Raw genomic sequence first — 25,736 nt, 5'->3', positions numbered from 1 at the left:
TCGAGCGCATAGTATACGCCCGAACAGCCTCATTGGCAGCAGCGACATGAAAGAGGATCAGCGGATAGGCGTCGCCGTGAGGTTGGCCTGAATGTCTGCATTCTGTATTACAATGCCATTTATCAGTGTCTGCGGTGTGGCACTGGCACTGCCGGCAGGTCCTGCAAGAGTAATACGGTCAATATTCAGCTCTTTATAATGAATCCTACCCAACACTGCGAAGCCCAGTGGATTCCGTCCATTAACCTGCACCGGCTGACGATTTTCGTCTAACACGAGTGTTTCAGCGACATCCACAGCCAAATCAACATTAAGGCCGTAGTTATTGTTCCCAGTACCATCACCGTCATTGGTACTGAAGTTATCCATCGCAATGGTCATGCCGTTTGTTTGCGTCCAGATAAAGCGATTTCCCTTGCCACTGTATTGGGGGGAGCCATCATCCTCAACAAACACTCCCTTGACTTTAATGTTCAGACCTTCTTCGCCACGATCTTCAAAACGCCCCCCATCCGCCGCACAACTGGCAGCATCAGCTCCGACACCTCCAATACATACCTGACCTGCACCACCAGAGGCAATTGCTATAGTTGAACCATGTTCAAGACGCTCAAGACGGAATGAGCCAAGAGAGGCACCATCAGCTTTTCCGCCAAATTTAATATCACCAATATTCAAAGTCGACCAAGACAAACCTTTGTTGAAAGTAAGCCCATCCTCTGTGATATCAATAGAGGCATCGCGCATGTGGATATCGTAATCAGCATTGGTAAGCCAGACACCCCGGCCATCCTCATTGACTGTCAGCGCTGCATTAGCATCTGTGATAAATGTATCGGAATTAAGCGTGATCCCTTGACTCGAACTATGAATATTCCCTGGACGATACGTAAGCTGACCATTCACAGTAAAATCATAAGCTGGGAAAAATTCTGCCGATAGCAATAACTCTGTTCCCCCCATCAAAGCAGAGTCCAAAGCTTCTTCCCGCGTCCGACCAACAGTAACACCTGAAAAATAATAGCCTCCAACCACGTTCTCAACCCCAACCCTTATGCCATCAAAATAGCCATCATAATCGCTGGCATAAATTGATTTTGTGCCGGGGTTCGCGGCCATGCTGGTCAGATCCATCGTGACCCGGCCACTGCCATAGCTGTTAAAACCATTGAAAATAATATGATTTCCATCGTCAATCATAGAAACGAAGGTATTCAGAGCCCCCGGCTTTGGATAGCCTGCACTGTTATCATAGGGATCTGAAACTATATTCCATGAAACATCTGCTGTTATACCTGAATTTCCATCCCCACCTCCCGGACGAAGAAACAGTGAATTTTCCCGACCGCCGGCATTACGGAAATGGAATTCACCACCAAAGCTACCAATAGTATTGGAATTGGGATCTGTTCCTCCAAGTACGGCGTCTTCCAGATTGAAAGCAAAGTCAAAGTCTGAAAAACGAATCGCCATATAAGGATCTGTGGCTCCGGTGTTTTCCAAATCAATTGTGAAGCCATCAACAGTACTGAATGTACCGGAAAAGCTTTTCGCCAGGATTAAATTACCGTCATCCTGATAGCGAAATCCAAATTGATTCGGATCATCATTAATTAGTGTAAGTGATGGGATGAACGTTAAACCTTCACCCGAAGCTCCACCGCCTTTAAATGTAACAGAACCATAGACATCAAAATTCATATCCAGACTGCCAAAGGTTTCAGGGAGATTTGTGCTGTAGTTGATACTGGTATCCAGTCCAACAGCACCTATACGGTAACTGAAGTTCATGCCCCGGTTTCCAGCATCTCCGAGATTCAAAGTAACCTTATCTACATCGTAAAGAAGCTGGCCATTATTGATTCTGCTCATCACCGCAAAGTCATCAATAACCATATAGAGGCCATCATCATTAAAGTACAAGCGATCAACATTCATAGATAATGAAGATCCAGACAGATCTAAACCACCCGTATCAAGAGGACGATAGAATATATGAGTATCGTAACTGTAACGGCCATCAAACTGCCCAAAAGACTTCGTACTGCCAGACATCCCTACATTATCAATATGGATATCACGAGGCTGGGCAACACTGTGAATAGCAAGTGTGCCATCACTTTCAACATCAAAAGTAGTTTTTGAGTCAAATGAAGATGCACCAGCTGCAGGAGTCAAAGAAAACCCGTTCATGATCAGACTGGTATTATCTTCCGTATAACGAACTTCCTGTGCCGATACGCCAAGATTCTGAGTTTCCAGTGTAACGCCTGAAAAACCAGTGATAGCTGCAAGCTGAGCATCATCAATAGACTGAAGCGCCATCACTGGTTGTACCAGTGCCAAAGTGCTTATTATTATTTTTCTCGACATAATATCAGTCCATTGGGAACATTATTAAGTTGCCTTTGAGGGTTACTTCACCGTTTTGATGAATCCCATAAATATTAGTCTGACGGAATCCCGGATCATCACTCCAGCCCCCCTGATTACTAAAGGCAAATGTATACTGGTAATCGTTCATTCTGACTTTGCCTGGCAAGCCAATCTTAAGAACTTCCTTACCAAAGGCATGTCCCTCTTCATCAAGAGCAATATACTCCGTTCTCAGTGTCAAGCCTTCAAATGACATGCCACCAGAAACATTATCCAGTACGTACCACTCACTACCACCACCATCGACAGAGATAGCAAGCCGCAAACCACAAACTTTTGGGTCCGCAACTGTTCCACAGTTGCGATCAGATGTACTTTGCCACAATGGGCCCGGTTCTTTATTGACCGAAAACTCACCTGTTAGATAAACCCCTCCCTGGCCAGTCACCTGCTCGAGATCAGATTCCTCCAAGACTTTCATTTCAGAGAAGACCAAGCCTGGCGCACAACTTAAAAATAAACCCAGGATAATATGTTTAAAGATCATGGCTGTTTACCTTCAGGTAATTAAAACGCAGTCCATCAACAGTTAAGGAGCCAAGGTCATTATTACCACCAAGATTTACATTCCCTATAAAGACTGACGTTTTGGGTGCATTCTGATAAAAATCGACATGATCTTCATATTTTAATTTAGGAAGTTCGGCTTCAAATTGTCCATCCGCAGTCACATTGAACTTCAATGGCTGCGCTTTTCCATAACCAAGAGCGAGGTTCAGATAGACATTAGTCCCAGTCAAAGTAGAAGCCTGAACCTGAGCAGGCGTACAGGCTGGGCCACAAGTGGCAATACTCAATGAATCTGCAAAAAGCTTTAGATTCACCTCTCCGTCCAAATCCCCATTACTCCCCCAAAGACGAATATACGAGCCATCCAGCGTCACCCCTGACAAGTCGACATTGAAATAATCTGTTCGGTAACTACCTGATGTAGAGTCATAAACTTCAAACTCAAATTTAGAACCGATATCAATTCCGCCACGACGGGTAAGACCTGCACCAATGCCCACAGCCACATCATTAACCTTGCCTCGCTGCGCCTGCCTAACAACAATGGCTCCTTCACTACAGCCAACATTAGTGCTGCTGACCTCACCACATAGAGATTCGTACTGCTCAAGATCATTAAGGCGGTCTTTCAGAGAAACATTCATCCATTTGGTTTCATTCCAGCGGCGTGCAAGCTCACGCTGGGCACTGGTGTATTGACTCAACTGAGTCTGGTAAGCATCAACGGAGTCGTTATAACTTCTTTCCGCTGAGTTACAGAATAATCCCAAAAAACCACAGTCGACTTTCTCGCCCAGACTAACTCCGCTAACCTGCGTATATCTGGTCGCCATGACATCATAAGCAGGCCCTACATCAGCTCTCTCCGCCTCCACTACAGCTTTTTGGGGGTTAATCTGAGTGGAAATATCCTGCTGAATCTGAGAATCCAGCCCAATAACATCATTACCGTAACGCGTAGCAATCTGATCTTTACGATTCTGCATAAAATCGATTTGGGTATCGATAGCTGAGACAGCATTAGCAGGATCGCTACCACAAGCGCCACCACTTAAGCAGCTCAGTTCCTGATAGTATGCCCAATTAGCATAATCGGCCGTATTATTTAATGGATCCGTATATTTATCGGCGGCCAGTTGCAACACAGCAAGAGAATCACTCACCGAAGAAATCTCACTCCCCGGAAGTGCCGATAGTGTCCAGGGATGAGCCAGTGTCCCGATATCGGCTGGAGTTTCTATTGAGCCCTTATTACTCCCTTCCCCCATGATGTAGAGGTCGGTCCACTTAACCAGAATTTCCTCCCCCTGAGAGTTAGCAATACCAGATACAGTAGTAACGGCGTCATCCGCATTAAAAACGAAATCTTCCAGCACTAAGCCCAAGCCTTCACCAGTCGCAGCACTCAATTCGGAGTCACCTAAAGGTTTCAAGTCGGCGAAGCTAAGAGCGGCGTGAAACAACAGAATCAAAACTAGTGGGGTTTTCACATCAGCACCCTTTTGTCTGGCCAATACAGGTTGGCACACGCGTTGTACCCGTAAGAGCGCTGTATAAGTCGACCACAAAGGGGTAACGACGCTGGCCATTACTGTCGGTGTATGAAGAGAAGTTCATAAACGCCCCCTTATCCGTTGCAATACGACCAGTTCCTGCATAATTCTGCCAGGGTACAGCTTGCGACTGCAGCGACATAAAAATTCCCTTAGCAGAGCCAGCCTCAAAGTTATCTGTTGACGGATCGCCAACATAAAAACTTTGATATATAGAAACCGGAAAACATGCATCCAAGCCGAGAGACTTACAGTTATCAACCCTACTGAGGGTTGGAACTAACGAACCAATAATTCCGCCACCTGGCGCAGAAAAGCTTTCTCCTTGAGGAATACCAAGCCAACTAGCACGCTTAACATAGGTGCCATTTAATTGAGCTTGTCCTGTATCTCGATCCAGTAATCTGGCCACAGCTTCAATCTGAGTATCACCAGCGATCCAAAGAGAAAAACAATCCGTTGAAGAGAAAGGACCTGAACAGTTCAGATCATAGGCAATAGAGGAAGATCCTGTGATCAACCCCTCCATATTCCCGGTTAAAGACTGAAAATCGCCAGACAGGTCTCCTTTTGCCTGCCCAAAGCCAAGCCTGAAACCTGCAATTTGCCGCCCTCCGGCACCATCATCTTTATAAGCTAATTCGATATAAGGATCTTTAATCAGAAAAGGGATAATTTTAGGATTTGACGTGTCGTAATCATCAACTCGCCCTAATGCAAAGTTTTTAATAATAATATCAGCAGCCTGAGTTTCATCGGCAAGGTCAGGATCACCAGTGCGGTCGAATTCAGCGAGTCGTAACTCATCTATATTACTTTGTATCTCAATATCAAGACCGAGGTTAATTTTCGTAAACTCATAACGATTTGCACCATCCACATACGAACTGGCATCTACCGTAATAAAGGCCTGCCCGGTGGTGTACGATAGCTCATCATCGCTTAATGGTGTCATCTCCGCATGCAACCATGCAGACAAGAGGAAAATACTGGTAATGGCGTATATTTGCTTTGAGAACAAGGTAGACCCCTACACTGCGCTTTAGTGTCACAGCTGATCTCCGCGTACAGATTTCAGGAGGTGGTGACAGCTTGCTTTTTATTATTAATCTATGAAGTTCAGGATAAGCGTTTAGTCTATTCATTCAAGAACTATTACTGGAACACCCGTACCCTTTACACAAAAAAATAGAACGATCGAACCAATAAAAAGGAGGAGACCTGTGTAAAATCCGCGCGAAAATTCCGAAAAATAAGCCCGACTCATTGAGCAAATATCCCCCTAGCTCCACTCTGGCTGTCAGCTAAATTCCAGACACGGATTTATTAGTTTTGCGTGGCCTGCATTGGTTGTAGAAATGCGTCAGCATCCATTTTTACTTTCATAACCGAGCAATCCCCTATTCACTCGGTTTTTAGCCTCTAGAGTAAATACTCCATTGGGCCTTATCCCAACAGTTGCCGCGACGACTCACTCCCTACTGCATTCTGTAACCCCATAACTGTTTCCAATTTTCAGATTGGTGTATTGGGCACCCTGATCTTAATAAATCATCACACCTGCTGGTTTTCTTCGTTGCCGATAGCGTCATCTAAAGCCTTCACTACCCTCTGCGCCTGCACCTTGTCAGAGATAGTCCATCACTTGACAGGTGCACTACCCCCGAACAGATACAGGTCCACAGGCACGCATAAAGGGTATAGCTGTTCGCAATTTAAAGGGTTATGCGCCAGTCCGGCAAAAAACTATTAGTTCAGATAAAGCAACTTTCGCTGTGATGATAAAAGCCTGCAGATGCAGCTTTTTATTTACCGCCGCGCTACAGCGACAAAGGTAATTCTAGATAGTTCTTATCGATAAAATCACAGTGTTCGAACAGTCCTTCATCCAGTGCGCTAGCGATACGTTCATCAAGGGTAGAAAAGGCGCTGCGGGGTGGCGCCGGCATAGGGCAAACTTCGTCAGCTACGATGCCAGCATGTGTGCTTCCAACCGCTGGAGTGCAGGGCGGGATTCTATTTCGTCAGTAAACCGAACGACCATAAACGGAAGGGCTATGAGCGTGTGAATAGGTGGTTGTGCGGAGTCTTTGCTGCGCTGTGAATTTATCTGGCGCGTTATTTTTCTATTTTTCAGACAAAGACTGAACGGCCGGGTGTTGTTCAGCAGATAGCCATCGATATTTCTTACGGGCAAAGAAAAACCCCCGCCAGCTCAGCTGACGGGGGTTTAGAATAAGAGCTTGACGATGACCTACTCTCACATGGGGAAGCCCCACACTACCATCGGCGATGCTGCGTTTCACTTCTGAGTTCGGAATGGATTCAGGTGGTTCCACAGCTCTATTGTCGTCAAGCAAACCTTTATGAAGCTGGTCGTCTTACGCGTTCTGCGACATGACTTCAAATTAGGGCGGATACATGAGTCACTGTTAAGTGAAGAGATTCTCAAGCGAACAAGCAGTTGCTTGTCGTATTCAATCAACCCTTACCGGGTTTGGGTGTTATATGGTCAAGCCTCACGGGCAATTAGTATCAGTTAGCTCAATGCCTCACAGCACTTACACACCTGACCTATCAACCTGGTAGTCTTCCAGGGCCCTACAGGGAACTCGAAGTTCCAGTGAGATCTCATCTTGAAGGAGGTTTCCCGCTTAGATGCTTTCAGCGGTTATCCTGTCCGAACGTAGCTACCCGGCAATGCCACGGGCGTGACAACCGGAACACCAGAGGTTCGTCCACTCCGGTCCTCTCGTACTAGGAGCAGCTCTTCTCAAATCTCAAACGCCCACGGCAGATAGGGACCGAACTGTCTCACGACGTTCTAAACCCAGCTCGCGTACCACTTTAAATGGCGAACAGCCATACCCTTGGGACCGGCTTCAGCCCCAGGATGTGATGAGCCGACATCGAGGTGCCAAACACCGCCGTCGATGTGAACTCTTGGGCGGTATCAGCCTGTTATCCCCGGAGTACCTTTTATCCGTTGAGCGATGGCCCTTCCATACAGAACCACCGGATCACTATGACCTACTTTCGTACCTGCTCGACGTGTCTGTCTCGCAGTTAAGCCGGCTTGTGCCATTACACTAACCTCCTGATGTCCGACCAGGATTAGCCGACCTTCGTGCTCCTCCGTTACTCTTTGGGAGGAGACCGCCCCAGTCAAACTACCCACCACACAGTGTCCTCGATCCGGATAACGGACCAGAGTTAGAACCCCAAATTGACCAGGCTGGTATTTCAAGATTGGCTCCACAAAGACTGGCGTCTCTGCTTCAAAGCCTCCCAGCTATCCTACACAAGCCAATTCAAAGTTCACTGTGAAGCTATAGTAAAGGTTCACGGGGTCTTTCCGTCTAGCCGCGGGAACGCAGCATCTTAACTGCGAATTCAATTTCACTGAGTCTCGGGTGGAGACAGTGTCGCCATCATTACGCCATTCGTGCAGGTCGGAACTTACCCGACAAGGAATTTCGCTACCTTAGGACCGTTATAGTTACGGCCGCCGTTTACCGGGGCTTCGATCAAGAGCTTCTCCGAAGATAACCCCATCAATTAACCTTCCGGCACCGGGCAGGCGTCACACCCTATACGTCCACTTTCGTGTTTGCAGAGTGCTGTGTTTTTAATAAACAGTTGCAGCGACCTGGTATCTTCGACCGGTCTCAGCTTACGGAGCAAGTCCTTCACCAAAACCGGCGCACCTTCTCCCGAAGTTACGGTGCCATTTTGCCTAGTTCCTTCACCCGAGTTCTCTCAAGCGCCTTGGTATTCTCTACCTACCCACCTGTGTCGGTTTGGGGTACGGTCTCTTTATAGCTGAAGCTTAGAGGCTTTTCCTGGAAGCATGGCATCGACCACTTCGGACTCCGTAGAGTCACCGTCATCAGTTCTCGGCATTAAGGACCCGGATTTGCCTAAGTCCTCTGCCTACCACCTTAAACACGGACAACCAACGCCGTGCTGGCCTAGCCTTCTCCGTCCCCCCATCGCACTATAAAGAGGTGCGGTAATATTAAACCGCTTCCCATCGACTACGCTTCTCAGCCTCGCCTTAGGGGCCGACTAACCCTGCCCCGATTAACGTTGGACAGGAACCCTTGGGTTTCCGGCGGGGGAGTTTTTCACTCCCCTTGTCGTTACTTATGTCAGCATTCGCACTTCTGATACCTCCAGCCTGGTTCACACCTTGACCTTCAACGGCTTACAGAACGCTCCTCTACCATGCAATAAATTGCATCCGTAGCTTCGGTGTACAGTTTGAGCCCCGTTATATCTTCCGCGCAGGCCGACTCGACTAGTGAGCTATTACGCTTTCTTTAAAGGGTGGCTGCTTCTAAGCCAACCTCCTAGCTGTTTTAGCCTTCCCACATCGTTTCCCACTTAACTGTAACTTTGGGACCTTAGCTGACGGTCTGGGTTGTTTCCCTTTTCACGACGGACGTTAGCACCCGCCGTGTGTCTCCCGTGATTGAACTCATGGGTATTCGGAGTTTGCAAAGGGTTGGTAAGTCGAGATGACCCCCTAGCCTTAACAGTGCTCTACCCCCCATGGTTAGACACGAGGCGCTACCTAAATAGCTTTCGAGGAGAACCAGCTATCTCCGGGCTTGATTAGCCTTTCACTCCTATCCACAAGTCATCCCCTAACTTTTCAACGGTAGTGGGTTCGGTCCTCCAGTTGATGTTACTCAACCTTCAACCTGCTCATGGATAGATCGCCCGGTTTCGGGTCTAATGCTAGCGACTATACGCGCAGTTAACACTCGGTTTCCCTACGGCTCCGCTATTCGCTTAACCTTGCCACTAACATTAAGTCGCTGACCCATTATACAAAAGGTACGCAGTCACCGAACTAAGTCGGCTCCCACTGCTTGTACGTACACGGTTTCAGGATCTATTTCACTCCCCTCACAGGGGTTCTTTTCGCCTTTCCCTCACGGTACTGGTTCACTATCGGTCATCTGGGAGTATTTAGCCTTGGAGGATGGTCCCCCCATATTCAGACAGGATATCACGTGTCCCGTCCTACTCGTTTTCACTGCTTATAGGTTTTCGTATACGGGGCTATCACCCACTACGGCCGCACTTTCCAGAGCGTTCTACTAACCACAAAACAGCTTAAGGGCTGGTCCCCGTTCGCTCGCCACTACTTAGGGAATCTCGGTTGATTTCTTTTCCTGCGGGTACTTAGATGTTTCAGTTCTCCGCGTTCGCCTCACACACCTATGTATTCAGTGTGTGATACCCGCCTTATGACGGGTGGGTTTCCCCATTCAGAGATCTCCGGATCAAAGGTTGTTTGCCACCTCCCCGAAGCTTATCGCAGGCTACTACGTCTTTCATCGCCTCCAGATGCCAAGGCATCCACCGTGCACGCTTAGTCACTTGACCATATAACCCCAAACCGTTTCAGTTCTTACAAGCTATGAAGAACAAAACTTTATGGTGTGGAGTTAATTGCTATCGCCAAGCAACTGCAAGTTCGCTTGAGAATCTCAATTCTCATGTATCCTAATTTTTAAAGAACAACACAAAACCACGAGGGTTCGTGTAAAAGCATTTAAGCAATTCGTGTGAGCACTTAACTGAGACGACTGAAGTATCGTTTAAGGAGGTGATCCAGCCCCAGGTTCCCCTAGGGCTACCTTGTTACGACTTCACCCCAGTCATGAATCACTCCGTGGTAAACGCCCTCCCGAAGGTTAGGCTATCTACTTCTGGAGCAACCCACTCCCATGGTGTGACGGGCGGTGTGTACAAGGCCCGGGAACGTATTCACCGTGACATTCTGATTCACGATTACTAGCGATTCCGACTTCATGGAGTCGAGTTGCAGACTCCAATCCGGACTACGACCGGCTTTGTGAGATTAGCTCCACCTCGCGGCTTCGCGACCCTCTGTACCGGCCATTGTAGCACGTGTGTAGCCCTACTCGTAAGGGCCATGATGACTTGACGTCGTCCCCGCCTTCCTCCGGTTTGTCACCGGCAGTCTCCTTAGAGTCCCCAACTAAATGATGGCAACTAAGGACAAGGGTTGCGCTCGTTACGGGACTTAACCCAACATTTCACAACACGAGCTGACGACAGCCATGCAGCACCTGTCTCTGCGTTCCCGAAGGCACCAATCGATCTCTCGAAAGTTCGCAGGATGTCAAGAGTAGGTAAGGTTCTTCGCGTTGCTTCGAATTAAACCACATGCTCCACCGCTTGTGCGGGCCCCCGTCAATTCATTTGAGTTTTAACCTTGCGGCCGTACTCCCCAGGCGGTCTACTTATCGCGTTAGCTTCGTTACCAAGAGATCAAGTCTCCCGACAACTAGTAGACATCGTTTACGGCGTGGACTACCAGGGTATCTAATCCTGTTTGCTCCCCACGCTTTCGCACCTCAGTGTCAGTATCAGTCCAGGTGGCCGCCTTCGCCACTGATGTTCCTTCCCATCTCTACGCATTTCACCGCTACACAGGAAATTCCGCCACCCTCTACTGTACTCTAGCTTGCCAGTTCGAAATGCAGTTCCCAGGTTGAGCCCGGGGCTTTCACATCTCGCTTAACAAACAACCTACGCGCGCTTTACGCCCAGTAATTCCGATTAACGCTTGCACCCTCCGTATTACCGCGGCTGCTGGCACGGAGTTAGCCGGTGCTTCTTCTGCGAGTAACGTCACAGCTGCAGCGTATTAAGCTACAACCTTTCCTCCTCGCTGAAAGTGCTTTACAACCCGAAGGCCTTCTTCACACACGCGGCATGGCTGGATCAGGCTTGCGCCCATTGTCCAATATTCCCCACTGCTGCCTCCCGTAGGAGTCTGGGCCGTGTCTCAGTCCCAGTGTGGCTGATCATCCTCTCAGACCAGCTAGAGATCGTCGCCTTGGTAGGCCTTTACCCCACCAACTAGCTAATCTCACGCGGGCTCATCTGATAGCACGAGGTCCGAAGATCCCCCGCTTTCCCCCGTAGGGCGTATGCGGTATTAGCAGTCGTTTCCAACTGTTGTCCCCCACTACCAGGTAGATTCCCACGCATTACTCACCCGTCCGCCGCTCTCAAAAGTAGCAAGCTACTTTCTACCGCTCGACTTGCATGTGTTAAGCCTGCCGCCAGCGTTCAATCTGAGCCATGATCAAACTCTTCAGTTTAAAAAGTTTCGACTGGAGGAATATCCAATCTAAATCTTGCTCAAGAATAAAACTGTCTTTGCTTCATAAATGAATTATCGACGAGTTCTTACTTGATAATGCTTTGTCTCCAGAGCGTCTCAGTAAGCACCCACACGAATTACTTAATGCTTGAATTTTTAAAGAACATCGCTTCGTTTCTCTCAAAGCGGGCTGCGTATTCTATAGAAGCAGCTCTTGGTGTCAAGCGATTTTTTAAATCTTTTCAACTAATCGTCTGACTGTAAACACTGAAAATCATATGCTTACACTTATAGTGAAAAAGCCCCAGTAACTTTCGTTACTGGGGCTTTGAATAAGAGCTTGACGATGACCTACTCTCACATGGGGAAGCCCCACACTACCATCGGCGATGCTGCGTTTCACTTCTGAGTTCGGAATGGATTCAGGTGGTTCCACAGCTCTATTGTCGTCAAGCAAACCTTTATGAAGCTGGTCGTCTTACGCGTTCTGCGACATGACTTCAAATTAGGGCGGATACATGAGTCACTGTTAAGTGAAGAGATTCTCAAGCGAACAAGCAGTTGCTTGTCGTATTCAATCAACCCTTACCGGGTTTGGGTGTTATATGGTCAAGCCTCACGGGCAATTAGTATCAGTTAGCTCAATGCCTCACAGCACTTACACACCTGACCTATCAACCTGGTAGTCTTCCAGGGCCCTACAGGGAACTCGAAGTTCCAGTGAGATCTCATCTTGAAGGAGGTTTCCCGCTTAGATGCTTTCAGCGGTTATCCTGTCCGAACGTAGCTACCCGGCAATGCCACGGGCGTGACAACCGGAACACCAGAGGTTCGTCCACTCCGGTCCTCTCGTACTAGGAGCAGCTCTTCTCAAATCTCAAACGCCCACGGCAGATAGGGACCGAACTGTCTCACGACGTTCTAAACCCAGCTCGCGTACCACTTTAAATGGCGAACAGCCATACCCTTGGGACCGGCTTCAGCCCCAGGATGTGATGAGCCGACATCGAGGTGCCAAACACCGCCGTCGATGTGAACTCTTGGGCGGTATCAGCCTGTTATCCCCGGAGTACCTTTTATCCGTTGAGCGATGGCCCTTCCATACAGAACCACCGGATCACTATGACCTACTTTCGTACCTGCTCGACGTGTCTGTCTCGCAGTTAAGCCGGCTTGTGCCATTACACTAACCTCCTGATGTCCGACCAGGATTAGCCGACCTTCGTGCTCCTCCGTTACTCTTTGGGAGGAGACCGCCCCAGTCAAACTACCCACCACACAGTGTCCTCGATCCGGATAACGGACCAGAGTTAGAACCCCAAATTGACCAGGCTGGTATTTCAAGATTGGCTCCACAAAGACTGGCGTCTCTGCTTCAAAGCCTCCCAGCTATCCTACACAAGCCAATTCAAAGTTCACTGTGAAGCTATAGTAAAGGTTCACGGGGTCTTTCCGTCTAGCCGCGGGAACGCAGCATCTTAACTGCGAATTCAATTTCACTGAGTCTCGGGTGGAGACAGTGTCGCCATCATTACGCCATTCGTGCAGGTCGGAACTTACCCGACAAGGAATTTCGCTACCTTAGGACCGTTATAGTTACGGCCGCCGTTTACCGGGGCTTCGATCAAGAGCTTCTCCGAAGATAACCCCATCAATTAACCTTCCGGCACCGGGCAGGCGTCACACCCTATACGTCCACTTTCGTGTTTGCAGAGTGCTGTGTTTTTAATAAACAGTTGCAGCGACCTGGTATCTTCGACCGGTCTCAGCTTACGGAGCAAGTCCTTCACCAAAACCGGCGCACCTTCTCCCGAAGTTACGGTGCCATTTTGCCTAGTTCCTTCACCCGAGTTCTCTCAAGCGCCTTGGTATTCTCTACCTACCCACCTGTGTCGGTTTGGGGTACGGTCTCTTTATAGCTGAAGCTTAGAGGCTTTTCCTGGAAGCATGGCATCGACCACTTCGGACTCCGTAGAGTCACCGTCATCAGTTCTCGGCATTAAGGACCCGGATTTGCCTAAGTCCTCTGCCTACCACCTTAAACACGGACAACCAACGCCGTGCTGGCCTAGCCTTCTCCGTCCCCCCATCGCACTATAAAGAGGTGCGGTAATATTAAACCGCTTCCCATCGACTACGCTTCTCAGCCTCGCCTTAGGGGCCGACTAACCCTGCCCCGATTAACGTTGGACAGGAACCCTTGGGTTTCCGGCGGGGGAGTTTTTCACTCCCCTTGTCGTTACTTATGTCAGCATTCGCACTTCTGATACCTCCAGCCTGGTTCACACCTTGACCTTCAACGGCTTACAGAACGCTCCTCTACCATGCAATAAATTGCATCCGTAGCTTCGGTGTACAGTTTGAGCCCCGTTATATCTTCCGCGCAGGCCGACTCGACTAGTGAGCTATTACGCTTTCTTTAAAGGGTGGCTGCTTCTAAGCCAACCTCCTAGCTGTTTTAGCCTTCCCACATCGTTTCCCACTTAACTGTAACTTTGGGACCTTAGCTGACGGTCTGGGTTGTTTCCCTTTTCACGACGGACGTTAGCACCCGCCGTGTGTCTCCCGTGATTGAACTCATGGGTATTCGGAGTTTGCAAAGGGTTGGTAAGTCGAGATGACCCCCTAGCCTTAACAGTGCTCTACCCCCCATGGTTAGACACGAGGCGCTACCTAAATAGCTTTCGAGGAGAACCAGCTATCTCCGGGCTTGATTAGCCTTTCACTCCTATCCACAAGTCATCCCCTAACTTTTCAACGGTAGTGGGTTCGGTCCTCCAGTTGATGTTACTCAACCTTCAACCTGCTCATGGATAGATCGCCCGGTTTCGGGTCTAATGCTAGCGACTATACGCGCAGTTAACACTCGGTTTCCCTACGGCTCCGCTATTCGCTTAACCTTGCCACTAACATTAAGTCGCTGACCCATTATACAAAAGGTACGCAGTCACCGAACTAAGTCGGCTCCCACTGCTTGTACGTACACGGTTTCAGGATCTATTTCACTCCCCTCACAGGGGTTCTTTTCGCCTTTCCCTCACGGTACTGGTTCACTATCGGTCATCTGGGAGTATTTAGCCTTGGAGGATGGTCCCCCCATATTCAGACAGGATATCACGTGTCCCGTCCTACTCGTTTTCACTGCTTATAGGTTTTCGTATACGGGGCTATCACCCACTACGGCCGCACTTTCCAGAGCGTTCTACTAACCACAAAACAGCTTAAGGGCTGGTCCCCGTTCGCTCGCCACTACTTAGGGAATCTCGGTTGATTTCTTTTCCTGCGGGTACTTAGATGTTTCAGTTCTCCGCGTTCGCCTCACACACCTATGTATTCAGTGTGTGATACCCGCCTTATGACGGGTGGGTTTCCCCATTCAGAGATCTCCGGATCAAAGGTTGTTTGCCACCTCCCCGAAGCTTATCGCAGGCTACTACGTCTTTCATCGCCTCCAGATGCCAAGGCATCCACCGTGCACGCTTAGTCACTTGACCATATAACCCCAAACCGTTTCAGTTCTTACAAGCTATGAAGAACAAAACTTTATGGTGTGGAGTTAATTGCTATCGCCAAGCAACTGCAAGTTCGCTTGAGAATCTCAATTCTCATGTATCCTAATTTTTAAAGAACAACACAAAACCACGAGGGTTCGTGTAAAAGCATTTAAGCAATTCGTGTGAGCACTTAACTGAGACGACTGAAGTATCGTTTAAGGAGGTGATCCAGCCCCAGGTTCCCCTAGGGCTACCTTGTTACGACTTCACCCCAGTCATGAATCACTCCGTGGTAAACGCCCTCCCGAAGGTTAGGCTATCTACTTCTGGAGCAACCCACTCCCATGGTGTGACGGGCGGTGTGTACAAGGCCCGGGAACGTATTCACCGTGACATTCTGATTCACGATTACTAGCGATTCCGACTTCATGGAGTCGAGTTGCAGACTCCAATCCGGACTACGACCGGCTTTGTGAGATTAGCTCCACCTCGCGGCTTCGCGACCCTCTGTACCGGCCATTGTAGCACGTGTGTAGCCCTACTCGTAAGGGCCATGATGACTTGACGTCGTCCCCGCCTTCCTCCGGTTTGTCACCGGCAGTCTCCTTAGAGTCCCCAACTAAATGATGGCAACTAAGGACAAGGGTTGCGCTCGTTACGGGACTTAACCCAACATTTCACAACACGAGCTGACGACAGCCATGCAGCACCTGTCTCTGCGTTCCCGAAGGCACCAATCGATCTCTCGAAAGTTCGCAGGATGTCAAGAGTAGGTAAGGTTCTTCGCGTTGCTTCGAATTAAACCACATGCTCCACCGCTTGTGCGGGCCCCCGTCAATTCATTTGAGTTTTAACCTTGCGGCCGTACTCCCCAGGCGGTCTACTTATCGCGTTAGCTTCGTTACCAAGAGATCAAGTCTCCCGACAACTAGTAGACATCGTTTACGGCGTGGACTACCAGGGTATCTAATCCTGTTTGCTCCCCACGCTTTCGCACCTCAGTGTCAGTATCAGTCCAGGTGGCCGCCTTCGCCACTGATGTTCCTTCCCATCTCTACGCATTTCACCGCTACACAGGAAATTCCGCCACCCTCTACTGTACTCTAGCTTGCCAGTTCGAAATGCAGTTCCCAGGTTGAGCCCGGGGCTTTCACATCTCGCTTAACAAACAACCTACGCGCGCTTTACGCCCAGTAATTCCGATTAACGCTTGCACCCTCCGTATTACCGCGGCTGCTGGCACGGAGTTAGCCGGTGCTTCTTCTGCGAGTAACGTCACAGCTGCAGCGTATTAAGCTACAACCTTTCCTCCTCGCTGAAAGTGCTTTACAACCCGAAGGCCTTCTTCACACACGCGGCATGGCTGGATCAGGCTTGCGCCCATTGTCCAATATTCCCCACTGCTGCCTCCCGTAGGAGTCTGGGCCGTGTCTCAGTCCCAGTGTGGCTGATCATCCTCTCAGACCAGCTAGAGATCGTCGCCTTGGTAGGCCTTTACCCCACCAACTAGCTAATCTCACGCGGGCTCATCTGATAGCACGAGGTCCGAAGATCCCCCGCTTTCCCCCGTAGGGCGTATGCGGTATTAGCAGTCGTTTCCAACTGTTGTCCCCCACTACCAGGTAGATTCCCACGCATTACTCACCCGTCCGCCGCTCTCAAAAGTAGCAAGCTACTTTCTACCGCTCGACTTGCATGTGTTAAGCCTGCCGCCAGCGTTCAATCTGAGCCATGATCAAACTCTTCAGTTTAAAAAGTTTCGACTGGAGGAATATCCAATCTAAATCTTGCTCAAGAATAAAACTGTCTTTGCTTCATAAATGAATTATCGACGAGTTCTTACTTGATAATGCTTTGTCTCCAGAGCGTCTCAGTAAGCACCCACACGAATTACTTAATGCTTGAATTTTTAAAGAACATCGCTTCGTTTCTCTCAAAGCGGGCTGCGTATTCTATAGAAGCAGCTCTTGGTGTCAAGCGATTTTTTTGAATCTTTTCAACCGCTTAACTCTCTGAATCTTTCCGCTTTCGCTTCCCGAGCCAGGCGGCGCATTTTACAGCACCTTCAGATCGTGTCAAGCGTTAACCTTCAAAATTTCTTTTAAAATCAACTACTTAACTCAGCTTCAAGTAACCCTTCCGGATCACTCTCAAAGCAGGTGGCGTATTCTACGCTCTTACTGACCGAAATCAACACCTTTTTCGAGATTTTTTCAGTGACCGCCGATTCGTGAAAATCTTGCAAGTCATTGAAAAATAAAGCTTTTTTCAACTTCCTCAACACACCGTAGCGGTCAAGAGGGGCGCATTATAGGGATATGAATCCGGGGGTCAACTGCTTTTTACATTACTTAACTATTATGTCCATCAGTGTGCTTCGTGACCGTGGCTTTCTGCAACCGCAGTAATAGCAGACAGAGTACGAGCGCGGCATACAACACTGGTTCAAACCACGAAGAACGGATCTGCAGCAGATAATGAACCGCCACGAGAACAGATAACGGATAAATCAACTTATGCAGGCGCTTCCATCCCTGCTTCAGCCGCCGTTGCCAGCCACGGGTGGATGTCACGGCCAATGGCAGCAGCAACAACCAGGCTGTCATACCTAATAGTAAATAAGGCCGCTTAATAATTTCAGCCCCCAATTCAGCGAAACGCCACTCCAGAAGAAACGCAAAGTAAGACAGTAAGTGCAGAGAGGCATAGAAGAAAGCAAACAAGCCCAGCATACGGCGGTGCTGAATCAGCCAGGGCTGTTTCAGTAAACGGCGCAGCGGTGTGACCGCCAGTGTCAGCAGCAGGAAGTTAAATGCCCAGGTACCGGTAAACCAGACAACCGCCTTCCCCGGCTCCGGGCCTAAAATATCCCATTCACCAGACTGTAGCCGAACGATTGCCTGACCTATATACAGGAATGGCGTGATACCTAATAAGAAGAGAACAATGCGGCGCAGCCTGATCATGCAAACAATCCTGGTTCAGTAGTACTTGTGCAGGTCCATGCCTGAATAGAGAGAAGCGACTTCGCTGTAACCGTTAAACAGACGCGTCGGAATCCGGTTTGGTTTGAACAGACCAGATGGTAAGCGCCGCTCACTGGCCTGACTCCAGCGCGGGTGATCAACCTGCGGATTCACATTGGCATAGAAGCCGTACTCATTCGGTGCAATGTCATTCCAGGTCGTGCGCGGCATGGTTTCGCGGAAGCGGATGGCAACAATCGACTTGATGCTTTTAAAGCCGTACTTCCACGGCACCACTAACCGCAACGGCGCACCATTCTGATTAGGCAGCACTTCACCATACAACCCGACCGCCATCAGCGTCAGCGGGTGCATGGCCTCATCCATACGCAGACCTTCCCTGTAAGGCCAATCGATGGTTGAGAAAGCCGAGCGCTGACCCGGCATCTGCTTTTTATCTTCCAGCGTGATGAATTCAATGTATTTAGCGCTGGCCAGTGGCTTGAAGCGTTTAATCAGATCTGCCAACGGAAAACCAATCCAGGGAATAACCATCGACCAGGCTTCGACGCAGCGCAGACGATAAATGCGCTCTTCCAGCTGCTGCCCTTTCAGCAGATCTTCAAGGGAGAAGGTACCTTTTACTTCGCACTCACCATCCACAGTCACCGACCATGGATCAGTCTTCAGCTTACTGGCATAACGGTAGGGGTCATCTTTACCGGTACCGAATTCATAGAAGTTGTTGTACTGAGTAACACTGCTGTAGGGCGTCAGCACCTCATCTTCGCCAAACGCGGTTTCACGCGCAGAGCCTATTTGCTCCCGCAGCCAGGGCGAGCCACTACTGCCCGGATCTTCACGACTCTGCAACGCCTGAACCGGCAAAGCACTGGCAGCAAATGCTAATGCCGCACCCTGACCAATAAACTGGCGACGCTTAAGATAGAGGGAGTGAGGAGTGATTTCGGACGCTAAAGGATCGGAGGGATTGTGCGGCTTAATAATCATGGAAGCTCCTCGGCTGGCGGTTTAACCGCCTTCCCGCGCCGGCTCCGGATAAGAGCAGATAACGCGCGGGAAGACTCAGAGCAAGGTTAGACTCAAATTGAGCTAAGAATTCAACCTTTGGCTCTTTTTTCACGCAGACGCAGCCAGGCTTCATACACCGGACCCGACAGCGCGTAGGTCATAAACACGCCCAGCAGTACCTTGGCCGGATCAATGGAGACCACGACAAACACGAAGACTACAGCCAGCATGGCAACAAACGGCACCTTGCCGCGCAGATCCAGACCTTTAAAGCTGTGGTAGCGGAAGTTGCTGACCATCAACAAACCCGCAGCCGGCACTACAACAGCCATCAGCCAGGCGATTTCCGCACCCGGTGTTCCGGTTTCACTGAACACCCATACGGTACCAGCCACAATAGCTGCCGCCGCCGGACTGGCCAGACCGGTAAAGAAGTTTTTATCGGCCACCGCCAGCTGGGTATTGAAACGTGCCAGACGCAATGCCGCACCGGCGACATAAATAAAAGCACCCACCCAGCCAATCTTACCCAGATCCTGCAGTGCCCAGCTGAACGCAACCAGCGCTGGTGCCACACCGAAGGACACCATATCCGCCAGACTGTCGTACTCAGCACCAAAATCACTCTGGGTATTGGTCAGGCGGGCAACACGTCCGTCCAGACCATCGAGGATCATGGCAATAAAGATCGCGATCGCCGCGTTTTCGAAATGGCCGTTCATACTGGCCACCACCGCATAAAAGCCGGAGAACAAGGCACCGGTAGTGAACAGGTTCGGCAACAGGTAAATGCCTTTGCGTCCCGGCCACTTGGCAGACTTACGTCCGTTCTCGTCTTCGTTATCCATCAGGGGTACAACCTTGTTGTCATCATTCATTTGTTGCAGGCTCATAAACACACCTCAGTAGAACCGCTCATTATGAGGCATTAAATGGCGGCTGTCTTCCATAACGCCTGCAACAGGGGTTCCTGCAAACGCTGACTCTGGGCACACAGACCAATGGCAAAGGGTTCAAGTTCCGGCTGCACATTTAAAACCCGCACCCGGCCAGCCATCGGGCTGTTGCGCAACACCAGCTCCGGCACCACACCAACGCCTACTCCCAGTGCCACCATACTGACGATCGCCTCATTACCCGTTACCTGAGCATAAATATGCGGGGCGATATTGCGTGCGGCAAACCAGCGGTTAACGCGGGTGCGTGCCAGACCAGATTCCGACAACACCATCGGCACCTGCGCCCAGTCGATCTCCGTCTGATTCAGTGGCAGCACCGCTCCCGGTGCGCGGGGCGCTATAAAGAGAAGCGGTGATGCCGCCATGGCTTTAAAAGTCAGACCGCCAGCCAGCTGTTCCGGACGCGCGGCAATCACCACATCCGCCTCGCCGGACTCGACCCGGGGAATGGATTCCGCCGCATCGCCGGTATGAATACGCAGATCGACCTGCGGATATTTTTCACGAAAGCGCGACAATAAGTCCGCCAGAAAGCTGTAGCTGGCGGTAACGGAGCAATACAGTGTCAGCCGGCCGCTCAGATTGCTGACCTGAGTTCCCACCGCACTGCGCAACTGCTCCCAGCTGAGCAGGGTCTGCTCAGCGTGCTGACGGAACAGCTCGCCCGCCGGTGTCAGCTGCAGGGGTGAACTGTCACGACTGAACAGCTGCGCCCCGGCTTCTTCCTCCATCCGCGCCAGACGGCGACTCAGTGTCGACGCACTCATATGTAATTGCTGACTGGCTTTACCCAGATGCTGCAGCGAACTGAGACTGAGGAACACCTGCAAGTCCTTGTAATCCATCGTATTTCCTTAGCCAAAATAAGGTCGTTGCATAAAACGCAACGAGACGGCGCAAATATAGCATTTTACGCAACAGCCATCTTCCCCTACTATTCGCCGCAACGTTTTTTAATCCACATAACCTCAATTTAAGGAGCCAGAGATGGGTGCTAACTACTTCAATACTCTGAACCTGCGTCAACAGCTGGATCAGCTGGGCCGCTGCCGTTTTATGGACCGTTCTGAATTCGCTTCCGAAGCCGAATTCCTGAAAGGTAAGAAAGTTGTGATCGTTGGTTGTGGTGCTCAGGGCCTGAACCAGGGTCTGAACATGCGCGATTCCGGTCTGGACGTGTCTTACACCCTGCGTGCTGAAGCCATCGCTGAGAAGCGTCAGTCCTGGAAAAACGCGACTGACAACGGTTTCGTTGTTGGTACTTACGAAGAGCTGGTGCCACAGGCTGACCTGCTGATCAACCTGACGCCAGACAAGCAGCACACTGCCGTTGTTTCTGCTGTTATGCCGCTGATGAAAGAAGGCGCTTGCCTGGGCTACTCCCACGGTTTCAACATTGTTGAAGAAGGCATGCAGATTCGTCCTGACCTGACCGTTGTAATGGTTGCTCCTAAGTGCCCGGGTTCTGAAGTGCGTGAAGAGTACAAGCGTGGTTTCGGTGTTCCGACCCTGATCGCTGTTCACCCTGAAAACGATCCTAAAGGCGAAGGCTGGGACATCGCTAAAGCATGGGCTGCCGGTACTGGCGGTCACCGCGCTGGCTGTCTGGAATCTTCTTTCGTTGCTGAAGTTAAGTCTGACCTGATGGGCGAGCAGACCATTCTGTGCGGCATGCTGCAGACCGGTGCGATCCTGGGCTTCGAGAAAATGGTTGAAGACGGTATCGACGAAGGCTACGCAGCCAAGCTGATCCAGTACGGTTGGGAAACCGTGACTGAAGCGCTGAAGTACGGCGGCATCACCAACATGATGGACCGTCTGTCCAACCCGGCGAAAATCGTTGCGTTCGACATGGCTGAAGAACTGAAAGAACTGATGCGTCCTCTGTTCCGCAAGCATCAGGACGACATCATGACCGGCGAATTCTCCCGCACCATGATGGCTGACTGGGCCAACAACGATAAAAACCTGCTGACCTGGCGTGAAGAAACGGCAGAAACCGGCTTCGAAAAAGCACCGGCTTCTGACGTTGAAATCAACGAACAGGAATACTTCGACCACGGCATCCTGCTGGTTGCCATGATCAAAGCCGGCGTTGAACTGGCGTTCGAAACCATGGTTGAGAGCGGCATCGTTGAAGAATCTGCGTACTACGAGTCTCTGCACGAAACTCCGCTGATCGCCAACACCATCGCCCGTCGTAAGCTGTACGAAATGAACGTGGTTATTTCCGATACTGCTGAGTACGGTAACTACCTGTTCTCTCACGCTGCTGTACCTCTGCTGCGCGAAAAGTTCATGCCACACATCAGCACCGACGTTATCGGTAAAGGCCTGAAGCTGAAGTCTAACTCTGTAGACAACAAGCGCCTGATCGAAGTGAACGAAAACATCCGCAACCACCCGGTTGAGTGGATTGGTCAGGAACTGCGTGGCTACATGACTGACATGAAGCGCATCGTTGAAGCCAACTGATTTTGTGCTTTAACCCGCAGTAATAAAAAACCCGGCAATTGCCGGGTTTTTTTATGTCTGCTTATCCGCTTATATAATCCGGATCAGAGGCATTCAAGCTCCAGTGTGGTTTGAAATTTAAAATGCGACTCAGTGGTGTGGCGTTCAGCAAAGAAAAGATCAAAAGAGTAGGTATGGTAAGGCTCAATCCCCAGACGCTCGGCAACCTGATCCAGATCGAGGGTTTTCTCGATCATGCCATGAACACCACCGATATCCATCGCCAGCTTACCGTTGATAAACAGAAACAGGTCATCATCACCGCGGAAGGTAAAGTGGCCGCCCGGCACATAATAAAACTTCAGATGTGTTTCCAGCGTGAAGTGGTAATTATGATAATTTCCCTGATTACCGAAGCCTTCACGGTCAATCGGGAAGAAACTGTGGTTACTGTATTCCCAGAAGCCTGAAGCAATTTCACGAATCGTCAGATTCTTGCTGATGGCCATATTCACGCCCGGAACATCACGATACCACTGGTCAAAATTGGCTTTGCCCGTTGTCGTTCTGCTGCGGCCTTCATGCGCGTAAACCGGACGTCCATCGTCACCCAGATCTTCTTTTACGATGCCATAATCGACACCATCCATGGTTTCAAAATCCGGATGGCTGGTTTTAAAGTCGCGGATTAAAACCGGAATGGTACGCGTACCATTCTCTGAGGTTTTGCACTCACAGGCTTCGCTATAGTCTGAGGGTGAACCGGCAACACTGATATTGCTGAAAACGAGCGGTAAAACAGACAGCAGCATACCTGTTGCGAAATTCCGACTAGCCATAAAGCCTCCAACCTTAAAGTAACACCAGCATAGTAAACGGAATGACGACTACAAAATGCGACCTGTGTTTACAAACCGTTATGCAATTAAAAGAAAACTGTTAACCCGGTAGCAAATTCAATGTTGTGCGTCTGCTTCTTATGCCCCAACAGCTCCGTGTCAAACATGTGGTCACGATAATCCAGGTTCCAGGTCAGCCAGTCTGAAAAAATAATGCGGTAACCTGTGCCAATCACCAGAGTAAATTGCTCATCCCCGGCAAAACGCGTATTACCAACACCACCAACCAGATAAAATGCAGAATTAAACGTCAGATTACGGGTAACAAAGGTTTCACCAGGGAACAGGTTGTAGCCCACCAGAACATCGTAATAACTGTATTCCCGTTCGGCATCGGTCAGAATATTAATGCCACTGCCATTAATGGTTTCATAGCTTGTACGGCCGGCTTCACTGCGGCCATAGTTTGCCTGCAGGAAAAAATCTTCCGTCGCATGAAATGACGCTTTTACGCCATATAGCGGATGTGTGCCGAAATCTTCGATACTGATCATGCCCAGGAAAAAACCAGCCTCGAACACTTCATTGTCGATTTTTGCCTGATCATTTTTGCTTTGCTGAACATCCGGCTCAATAATTTTGATCGGATTAATCACCACCGATCCATCATTACCCTCTTCTGCAGACAATGCCAATGGGCTGAGCAGCAACACTGCTGCCGTCAGAAGAAACTGCTGAAACCAATTCGCCATATTGCGTTACTCACTGTGTCATTGTCTGAAAATATTGTCAGATTGCGGTATTCACCGCGTAATACGAAGTTGAAACCGATGTAGGCATTTACACCAATGCCTAAACTGCGGAAATCATCGTTAACCGGTTTATTGCCAGGCAGTTTTTCTTTCAGCTGCAACTCCTGACGACCAAATCCCGCTGACAAAAAAGGAGTGAAAGACCAGCGATCCGTCGGTTCAACAATCAGGCTGACCGAGCGCTGGTAACCATCGACGGTATCTGCGAACAACTGACCATATTCTGCTTCGATACCAAAATTACGGCTCAGGCGATAACCCGCCAGCAGACTTACCTGTTCGGAGCCCTCCTGCTGGCCGACAGTAAAACCAAGACGCGCTTTGTGACGTAAAAAATCACCGTGGCGGGTTTCCGGTAACGCCACTGGCGTGCCGGTTTCCAGCAGTGTCCGCGCCAGGCTCTCACGGGTCACCCAGCCGGTTTTACCGCGCCGGTCGGCGATCAGATACCAGGTTGTACGGCGACTGACCACTGCAATCTCTTCGCCTTTTTCCACCACATAAATAACCGGATAACCACGCCCCGGGCCGGTATGCAGCTCAAGAAACGGATCAATCACCTTCACTTTCAGGGCCTGATCAATATCTTCACTGGAAACTTGTGGAGGTTGTTTTTCCTGCTGTGCCGGTTTGTCTTGTTGCGCCAGGGCGACAGAAGCCCCCAGACAAAGGCTCAGCGCCAGTATCAGGTGTTGTTGCATGATGATGCCGTCATAACAGATTCGGCGGGCATCTTACGGAAAAGGCCTTCCGGCTGTCTGGCAGTGAATCACCTTCCGACTGTTAACCTGTTCACACTGTGATGCCTGTTGCAGCAAAAGTGTGACGCAGGCCTCATTAGCGATAAAAAAAATTGGCACTATTCCATTTTTTGAACAGGTGCAGGTTTTTAAATTCATAAGTGCAGATAATGCCCGACCGTCCAACGTCAGCGTAAAGAGCGGCAGGAGTAACAGACGTGCGTTTTTGGGCATTATTGTCATTTTTCATCAGTTTTTCCGTATCTGCCCCCCTGTTAGCAGCAGATGCCAGCATTGATTTCGGCCAGCAAAAATCGGAAGAAAAAGCCCACAAAGCCATGAGCGAAGTGCAGCGCCTGTCAGGAAACATTCAGGCGCTGAAGAACCGTGTTATCACGCTGAACAAAGATCTGCGGGTAATGGAAGAAGCACTGCTGTTTCCGACCAACACCCAGTTTTCAGTTTTTGTGGCCGTCGAAGGTGGACAGTTTTTTACCCTGGAAAGCGTCAAACTGAAAATCGACGACAAGATGGTCTCCACTCACCTGTATTCCGCCAAACAGCGTGAAGCCCTGAACCGCGGTGGCGTACAGAAACTGTTTATGACCAACCTGTCTGAAGGCAAGCACGAAGTCACTGCCTTTTTTACTGGTATTGGTCCGAATGGTCGCGCTTATAAAAGAGCAGCAGAGCTGACTCTGGAAAAAGGCAAAGCAAGCCAATATCTGGAACTGGCCATCACGGATGACAGCGCCCGCCAGGAACCTGTGTTTACCATCAATCAGTGGTAG

Annotated in this window: 14 protein-coding genes and 6 rRNA genes; 2 read left to right on the top strand and 18 right to left on the bottom strand. The window is 49.8% G+C overall.

Annotation, left to right across the window (positions count from 1 at the left end):
* Positions 1 to 57: 57 nt before the first annotated feature.
* From MT343_RS02700 to ilvY, 15 genes are all read right to left on the bottom strand, one after another.
* Complete coding sequence (locus MT343_RS02700) at positions 58 to 2,373, bottom strand: DUF6160 family protein (protein WP_145471072.1); 2,316 nt, start codon at positions 2,371 to 2,373, stop codon at positions 58 to 60.
* 4 nt (positions 2,374 to 2,377) lie between these two features.
* On the bottom strand, positions 2,378 to 2,923 hold the full coding sequence (locus tag MT343_RS02695) for a DUF6160 family protein (protein ID WP_145471073.1): 546 nt from the start codon (positions 2,921 to 2,923) through the stop codon (positions 2,378 to 2,380).
* Positions 2,913 to 4,436 (bottom strand): hypothetical protein, encoded by a 1,524-nt coding sequence (locus tag MT343_RS02690; RefSeq protein WP_145471074.1) that lies wholly within the window; start codon positions 4,434 to 4,436, stop codon positions 2,913 to 2,915. The genes MT343_RS02695 and MT343_RS02690 overlap by 11 nt, the downstream gene beginning before the upstream one ends.
* A gap of 1 nt (position 4,437) precedes the next feature.
* Entirely contained in the window at positions 4,438 to 5,520 is a 1,083-nt protein-coding gene (locus MT343_RS02685; protein ID WP_243989456.1) for a hypothetical protein, read from the bottom strand.
* Positions 5,521 to 6,319: 799 nt separating this feature from the next.
* Positions 6,320 to 6,448 carry a hypothetical protein gene (locus tag MT343_RS19520; RefSeq protein WP_255449074.1) on the bottom strand — a complete coding sequence of 43 codons (129 nt, stop codon included), beginning with the start codon at positions 6,446 to 6,448 and terminating at the stop codon, positions 6,320 to 6,322.
* Between the two features lie 292 nt (positions 6,449 to 6,740).
* Positions 6,741 to 6,856: ribosomal RNA gene (gene rrf, locus MT343_RS02680) — 5S ribosomal RNA — on the bottom strand.
* 151 nt (positions 6,857 to 7,007) lie between these two features.
* A 23S ribosomal RNA gene (locus tag MT343_RS02675) occupies positions 7,008 to 9,896 on the bottom strand.
* 216 nt (positions 9,897 to 10,112) lie between these two features.
* Positions 10,113 to 11,647 (bottom strand): 16S ribosomal RNA (locus MT343_RS02670).
* 340 nt (positions 11,648 to 11,987) lie between these two features.
* Positions 11,988 to 12,103, bottom strand: a 5S ribosomal RNA gene (gene rrf, locus MT343_RS02665).
* Positions 12,104 to 12,254: 151 nt separating this feature from the next.
* A 23S ribosomal RNA gene (locus tag MT343_RS02660) occupies positions 12,255 to 15,143 on the bottom strand.
* 216 nt (positions 15,144 to 15,359) lie between these two features.
* Positions 15,360 to 16,894, bottom strand: a 16S ribosomal RNA gene (locus MT343_RS02655).
* The 16S, 23S and 5S rRNA genes sit together here, the layout of an rRNA operon.
* 600 nt (positions 16,895 to 17,494) lie before the next feature.
* Positions 17,495 to 18,109, bottom strand: coding sequence for a sulfite oxidase heme-binding subunit YedZ (locus MT343_RS02650; RefSeq protein ID WP_145471078.1), 615 nt, complete (start codon positions 18,107 to 18,109; stop codon positions 17,495 to 17,497).
* 15 nt (positions 18,110 to 18,124) lie between these two features.
* Complete coding sequence (msrP, locus tag MT343_RS02645) at positions 18,125 to 19,120, bottom strand: protein-methionine-sulfoxide reductase catalytic subunit MsrP (RefSeq protein ID WP_145471079.1); 996 nt, start codon at positions 19,118 to 19,120, stop codon at positions 18,125 to 18,127.
* 110 nt (positions 19,121 to 19,230) lie between these two features.
* Positions 19,231 to 20,034: a CDP-diacylglycerol--serine O-phosphatidyltransferase gene (pssA, locus tag MT343_RS02640; RefSeq protein WP_371736687.1), complete on the bottom strand. Its 804-nt coding sequence runs from the start codon at positions 20,032 to 20,034 to the stop codon at positions 19,231 to 19,233.
* 35 nt (positions 20,035 to 20,069) lie between these two features.
* Positions 20,070 to 20,945 carry an HTH-type transcriptional activator IlvY gene (ilvY, locus tag MT343_RS02635; RefSeq protein WP_145471080.1) on the bottom strand — a complete coding sequence of 292 codons (876 nt, stop codon included), beginning with the start codon at positions 20,943 to 20,945 and terminating at the stop codon, positions 20,070 to 20,072.
* 142 nt (positions 20,946 to 21,087) lie between these two features.
* Between ilvY and ilvC the strand changes: the two genes are divergently transcribed.
* Positions 21,088 to 22,575 (top strand): ketol-acid reductoisomerase, encoded by a 1,488-nt coding sequence (ilvC, locus tag MT343_RS02630; RefSeq protein WP_145471081.1) that lies wholly within the window; start codon positions 21,088 to 21,090, stop codon positions 22,573 to 22,575.
* A gap of 83 nt (positions 22,576 to 22,658) precedes the next feature.
* Here ilvC and MT343_RS02625 read toward each other — a convergent pair whose 3' ends face one another.
* From MT343_RS02625 to MT343_RS02615, 3 genes are all read right to left on the bottom strand, one after another.
* Positions 22,659 to 23,393 carry a fibro-slime domain-containing protein gene (locus tag MT343_RS02625; RefSeq protein WP_145471082.1) on the bottom strand — a complete coding sequence of 245 codons (735 nt, stop codon included), beginning with the start codon at positions 23,391 to 23,393 and terminating at the stop codon, positions 22,659 to 22,661.
* An 86-nt stretch (positions 23,394 to 23,479) separates the two neighbouring features.
* Positions 23,480 to 24,145, bottom strand: a complete 666-nt coding sequence (locus MT343_RS02620) for an outer membrane beta-barrel domain-containing protein (RefSeq protein WP_145471083.1) — start codon at positions 24,143 to 24,145, stop codon at positions 23,480 to 23,482.
* Positions 24,115 to 24,906, bottom strand: coding sequence for an SH3 domain-containing protein (locus tag MT343_RS02615; RefSeq protein ID WP_145471084.1), 792 nt, complete (start codon positions 24,904 to 24,906; stop codon positions 24,115 to 24,117). Before MT343_RS02615 ends, MT343_RS02620 begins: the two co-directional genes overlap by 31 nt.
* 257 nt (positions 24,907 to 25,163) lie before the next feature.
* On the opposite strand from MT343_RS02615, the gene MT343_RS02610 reads away from it, so the two are divergent.
* A complete protein-coding gene (locus MT343_RS02610) occupies positions 25,164 to 25,736 on the top strand; it encodes an AraC family transcriptional regulator (RefSeq protein WP_222428628.1) in 573 nt (190 codons plus the stop codon).

The sequence above is a fragment of the Venatorbacter sp. C2-1 genome (assembly GCF_022832715.1).
GTDB classification, from domain to species: Bacteria; Pseudomonadota; Gammaproteobacteria; order Pseudomonadales; family Oceanobacteraceae; genus Venatoribacter; species Venatoribacter alkanivorans.
The sequence above is the reverse complement of the archived record's forward strand: the minus strand, read 5'-3'. Positions and strand labels throughout refer to the sequence as shown.